General features: G+C 45.6%; 6 protein-coding genes. All 6 read right to left on the minus strand.

What is annotated here, in order from left to right:
• Nucleotides 1–995 (minus strand): conjugative transposon protein TraJ (gene traJ / locus D0T84_RS20990; RefSeq protein ID WP_163309868.1); only part of this gene is annotated, 995 nt, incomplete at its 3' end.
• 127 nt (nt 996–1,122) lie between these two features.
• Nucleotides 1,123–1,758, minus strand: coding sequence for a DUF4141 domain-containing protein (locus D0T84_RS20995; RefSeq protein ID WP_163309876.1), 636 nt, complete (start codon nt 1,756–1,758; stop codon nt 1,123–1,125).
• Nucleotides 1,759–1,766: 8 nt separating this feature from the next.
• Nucleotides 1,767–2,087 carry a hypothetical protein gene (locus D0T84_RS21000; RefSeq protein WP_163309870.1) on the minus strand — a complete coding sequence of 107 codons (321 nt, stop codon included), beginning with the start codon at nt 2,085–2,087 and terminating at the stop codon, nt 1,767–1,769.
• A gap of 56 nt (nt 2,088–2,143) precedes the next feature.
• Entirely contained in the window at nt 2,144–4,669 is a 2,526-nt protein-coding gene (locus D0T84_RS21005; RefSeq protein WP_163309872.1) for a TraG family conjugative transposon ATPase, read from the minus strand.
• Entirely contained in the window at nt 4,666–4,995 is a 330-nt protein-coding gene (locus tag D0T84_RS21010; RefSeq protein WP_163309874.1) for a DUF4133 domain-containing protein, read from the minus strand. Before D0T84_RS21010 ends, D0T84_RS21005 begins: the two co-directional genes overlap by 4 nt.
• A 73-nt stretch (nt 4,996–5,068) precedes the next feature.
• A complete protein-coding gene (locus D0T84_RS21015; RefSeq protein WP_163309878.1) occupies nt 5,069–5,368 on the minus strand; it encodes a DUF4134 domain-containing protein in 300 nt (99 codons plus the stop codon).
• Nucleotides 5,369–5,610 lie beyond the last annotated feature (242 nt).

The following is a 5,610-nucleotide window of genomic DNA, read 5'->3' on the forward strand; positions in this document are numbered from 1 at the left end:
CTGCCGCCTTCTTTCAGACGTCCGGCAATATTCCCTGCAGCAGCGCCCGCAGCCCCTGCGGCAATAGCACCACCTTTGGTCACCGTTTGGTTTACATTCTTACCAAAATTGCCCATACCTCCCGCTGAGATAATCCATCCTGCAACAGTCGGGATGGTAAAATATCCGACAATGCCGATAATCATAAACAGGATATAAACTACATCCGAATTATCCAGTGAGAAGTTGGGGTCTACCTCCATACGTTCGATATCGGCTTGCAACATCAGGGATTGAAGCCGAGCCAGGATCGTACTGAATAAATCGGATACAGGAAGCCACAGGTATACCGATATATACCGGGTAATCCATTGGGTCAGGGTAGATGAAAATCCGTCCCAGACTGAGATTCCGAAAGCAATAGGCCCCAGTATGGCCAATACAATCAGGAAGAATGTCCGTATTACATCTATTACCAGTGCTGCGGCTTTGAATATTATCTCCAGCAGTTCACGGAAAGTATTGCGTATCCATTTCTTGACGTCATAGAGTTCCCGTTCCAGGTACAGCCCTACTTTTGCCCCGACATCGGTAATACCCAATTCTTCCATCTTCGCATCGAATATCTCGTTATCGACCAGGTAGGCCGTTTCGGGATTACGTCGCATGGCTTCATATTCCATCCGGTCTTTCTGTTGGGCATACTTCTGCATATCGAAGGTTTCCGATTGCAGCATCCCGTGTGTTCCCTTTACTACAGGACTCATCACGCTATTGATTGTCCCCAGTACGATGGTTGGGAAAAACATAATGCACAGGCCGATAGCAAAAGGGCGCAGCAAGGGATAGACGTCAATCGGCTCTGCCCGCGCAAGGGATTGCCAGACGCGGTGGGCAACATAAAACAATGCCCCCAACCCGGCTATGCCTTTAGCTACCCCAACCATGTTGCTGCACAAAGGCATCATCTGCTCGTAGAGTGTTCTGAGTGTTTCGTGAAATTGATCAAAATCCATAGGTTTCTAATTTGTTAATGAGATAATATGCCAATGTGCCAATGAGGTGTCGCTTCGCGCCAATTTCCACATTTACTAATTGGCATATTATTACTGTTAACTGTTGACTGCTTACTGTTAACTGAAATTACCAGTATCGTGCATCCGGATTACCATACAAGGCATTGACCCGCGCCGTTTCGCCTTTCTTTTTAGCTCTTAAATAAGAAATACCGATGTTTTTGTTGGTATAGTATTTTACCAGGTTTCGGTATTCGAGCATACTATCGTAACAATGGTTGACCACATCCATCCGGTCTTTATCACTCAGGGACAAGGTGCTGATATTGACAACCCCTTTGAGCTCGTTTAACACATCATTACTATGTTCCAGCAGTTTCCCATATCCATCCGCAATGGCATTGAGTTCCTCAATGGAGAAATTGGGGTCGGACATCATCTTTTGGAAACTATTCACATAGATATCGGTTATATCGCCAACCATCAGGATGGTTTTCTGGACTTTTTTCGCGTCTTTCACTAAATTGTTGACTGCTTTGAGGGCATCATAATACTCCCGGCCCTGATTATAAACCTTTTGTACTTCTTTAAAATTTGAAATCATGGTTTGAGCCGTACTGGAAGTCTGTACAATCTGCTTGCTGGTATTGACGATACTTTGGGTAAAGTTACTCGGGTCCCAGACTGTCCACTGGGCTTTTACCTGTGTTGTGAACAGGCTCAGGCACATACATACGAATAGTATTCTCATTTTTGTTTTTATTGCTGTAATCATAATTGCGGGATTTTAAATTCATATTCTTTTTTTCTTGCGGGGAAACTTGGTTTCAGGTCGAGCGTCCTTTCCTTTTCGTTGTAGACAAGTTCATAATAGACACCGTCCATTTCGAAGTAGAACAGGTTTCTTGAGAACTGGCTTACAAAATGCTTTGCCATACCTTTGGTATTCCCTCTTTTGTGTTTCTGGAAAAAGGTGATAAAGCAGTATCCGTTCCCCGATGTGATTTTGAACTCGGTACCGTTTACGGTTACCCATTCCCCAGTTATATCACGGAATGTGGTTTCAGGTTTCTCTGTTGAATTATTATTCATAATTTCTGATTTGTTAATGAGTTATTTGCTAGCTGCTAACTGTTGACTGTTGACTGTTAACTGTTAACTGGATTTGCTAATTGCTTTATCGCCATCTCAATATCACCGCCCAGCTTTTCAGCTAATCGCATGACTTCCAGCTTTTCGGTTTCTTCGGTCGTATAAGCCAGATACTCAGCACGGCTTACTTCGGTGGCATAAACTGCCGACTGCATACCGCCCAGACCTATCCAGACTTCCTTGTATAACCGGTTCGGATTGTTGGCCATATTGATGGATAATATCTGAGAGCGTTCCTTATCAGTCAGCCCCAATAACGATTGTATGGCATCAAACTTGTTCATATATTTGCGCTGGTCGAGTAATATCTTACAGTCGGAGTTATTGATAATGGCATCCTTTACCACCGGGGACGAGATAATATCATCCACTTCCTGTGTTACAACTATAGCTTCTCCGAAGAATTTTCTGACGGTTTTATAGAGATACTTGAGATACGAAGCCATATTGGGGGAAGAAAGAGCCTTCCATGCTTCCTCACAAATAAATTGTTTGCGGATGCCTTTCAACCGACGCATTTTATTGATAAATGCTTCCATAATGATGATGGTGACTATCGGGAAAAGGTCGCGGTTCTCCTTAATCTGGTCTATCTCGAAGACAATGAAGCGTTTGTTCAGCAAATCCAGTTCCTTATCCGAGTTCAACAGGAAGTCGAAACGTCCGCCCCGGTAATACTGGCGCAGGGTAGTCAGGAAATTATTGATATTGAATTCTTCTTTCCCAACTTCAATCTCCCGGCTTTCCAGTTCCGCCTTGTATTCATCCCTCATGAATTCATAGAAGGTGTTGAAGCAGGGAACAATGCTCCTGTCCGTCTGAATCTTTGCGATGTACTCCTCGACTGCACTGCCCAGTTCTCCCGATTCGGTCTTGGTGATTTTATCATCTTCACTTTTCCAAAGGGTCAGCAGCAAGGTTTTCAGGCTGTCTTTCTTTTCTACATCGAATTGGTTATCATCGGTATAGAACGGATTGAAAGAAATCGGATTCTCTTCCGTATAGGTAAAGTACACCCCATCTTCACCTTTGGTCTTGCGGTTAATCAGCTCGCATAATCCCTGATAGGAATTACCCGTATCCACCAGCAACACATGGGCGCCCTGTTCATAATATTGGCGGACAAGGTGATTCATAAAGAAGGATTTTCCCGAGCCGCTTGGTCCCAATACAAACTTGTTACGGTTGGTGATAATACCTTTCTTCATCGGCAGGTCGGAGATGTCCAGATGAAGCGGTTTGCCTGTCAGGCGGTCTACCATCTTGATACCGAAAGGTGAAGGCGAACTGCGGTAGTTGGTTTCCCCGATAAAGAAGCAGAGCGCCTGTTCGATGAAAGTGTAGAAGCTTTCCTCACTCGGAAAATCCCCTGCATTGCCCGGGATACCCGCCCAAAAGAGGGTCGGGGTATCCACCGTATTGTGCCGGGGTTTGCACTCCATCAAAGCCAGTTGGCTGCCCACATCGTTCTTGACCCGTTTCAACTCTTCCCTGTCATCGCTCCATGCCATAACGTTCACATGACAGCGTACCGAGGTCAGCCCGAAGGAATGTGCCTCGTTCAGGTAATCCTCTATCCAGGCTTTGTTGATTTGGTTGGAACGGCTGTACCTTGATAACGAGTGCATATTCCTTGCCTGCTTCTCAAAACGGCTGAGATTCTCGGCATGGTTGTCAATAAAAATGTACTGATTCACGATATGGTTAGAGGATAAAAGGACACCCACCGGGGCGGCAAAAGACAAGCGGCAGTCGCTTCTGTCCGTGGACAAGCGTTCATAGCGGGTATCGGTATATACTTTTCCCGGCAGGTCTTCCGTATCGGAGAGGGTATGCAGACACAGGTATTTATCGCCAATCTTCATTTCACCTGCTCCGAGCGTTATATCCTGTAAGCAAGTGGTATCTTCCTGCGAGAGGGAGAAATACTTTTCGACAATGCCTGCGGCTCCCGCCCCTTCGGGGAGGGCTGGACAGGGGCCGCCGACAATCTCATCGGTGGTGATACGGGTCAGTTTGATAAAACCCGAATCGTTAAGAATTCGTTCGAACTGACCTACCACTTCCATAAACTTTTGTATCGCTTCCTTGTCCTGCATTTCCTTCGGGATAATAAAACCCCTTGTCAGGGCATTGAAGTTGCTCTGCTGGCGCGCCCTGTCTTTGGTCGTTTTGGTCAGGAACAGGTAGGACGTATGGTTCAGGTACGGGCGTTCGTTGAAGTGACGCTCGAAACTCCGGGACAGGAAGCTCATATCTTCCTTATCCAGTTCAGGTCTGTATTTTTCTTCTACGAACCAGTCCTGGCGATGTACAACCGAATAGTTGGGCAGCACCTTTATGGCCTTGAGCCAGGCCGAATGCATTGCTTCATATTCGGTAGAGGTTACGGTAAACAGTTCGGGCAGTTCTACCCGGTAGGCTACCGATAAATCTGCATCTTTACTCAGGATACAATCATGTTCGACAGTCAGTAGCGGGAACTTACTTTCCAGTGTGGCTGCTTTGGCAGTATTTCTCATTGGTAGGCTCCTTTCTTTTTTATCAGGAATAGCCGTTCTATCCTCCTGCGGTTGATGATATACCTGGGATGGTTGCGGATTGCCTGTAACTTCATCAAGCCGAACTCCCCGTATTTGTCATTCAGGAAGAAGGTCAGCCAAACCAGTGTCCCGGCTGTGGTAACGCCAAAGCCGATACAGATAGTCTGGCTGATGCCTGCCATATACATGATTACGAAAATCACGAATACCGACAGCAGCCCTCCTGCAAAAATGAACAGGTACTGGGATTTGAGCCCGCGAAACTCGGCAGGCCTGCCGATTCCTTTATTAATCGAGTATTCCATTCTTCTTGTGTTTAAAAAATCATTTAACTCATGTAGATTCCTTATTTTCCCTCTTGGGGGAATAAAAGGGGGCTTAGAGGAAGAAGGAACGGAGTATTGTCGCTGCCACAATCAAAAATATACAGGCCCCGAACCATGAAGCGGCAGTCTTGCTCGTATCGGGGTCTCCTGAACTGAATTTTCCGTATACTTTTATACCCCCGATTAATCCGACAACAGCTCCGATAGCGTAAATGAGTTTCGTGCCGGGGTCGAAATAACCAGTGACCATATTGGTGGCATCGGTGATGCCCTGCATACCGTTTCCCTGAGCAAAAAGGGAGGAAGCTATGGCTAAAATCATAGCCATAGAAAGAAGGGTTTTCTTTCTCATAAATGTTGATTTGTTTTTAATTGCCGTGGGGTTGGATAGTCCCCACGGCGGGTTAGACTTGGATAATTTTGGATAATTAGGAGGCGCAGCCTCTTTTGCTTTTACATAGTCTCCCACAACCGACAGACCGTTTTGTAAACTTGTCAACTCGTTTACTTGTTGACTGTTGACTGATTACTGTTGACTGATTTTTACATAGGCGTTTTGTTTTTAGTTTATTCATAACTTATAACTGCTGACTG

Source organism: Dysgonomonas sp. 521 (assembly GCF_010501055.1).
In the GTDB taxonomy this organism is placed as follows: Bacteria; Bacteroidota; Bacteroidia; order Bacteroidales; family Dysgonomonadaceae; genus Dysgonomonas.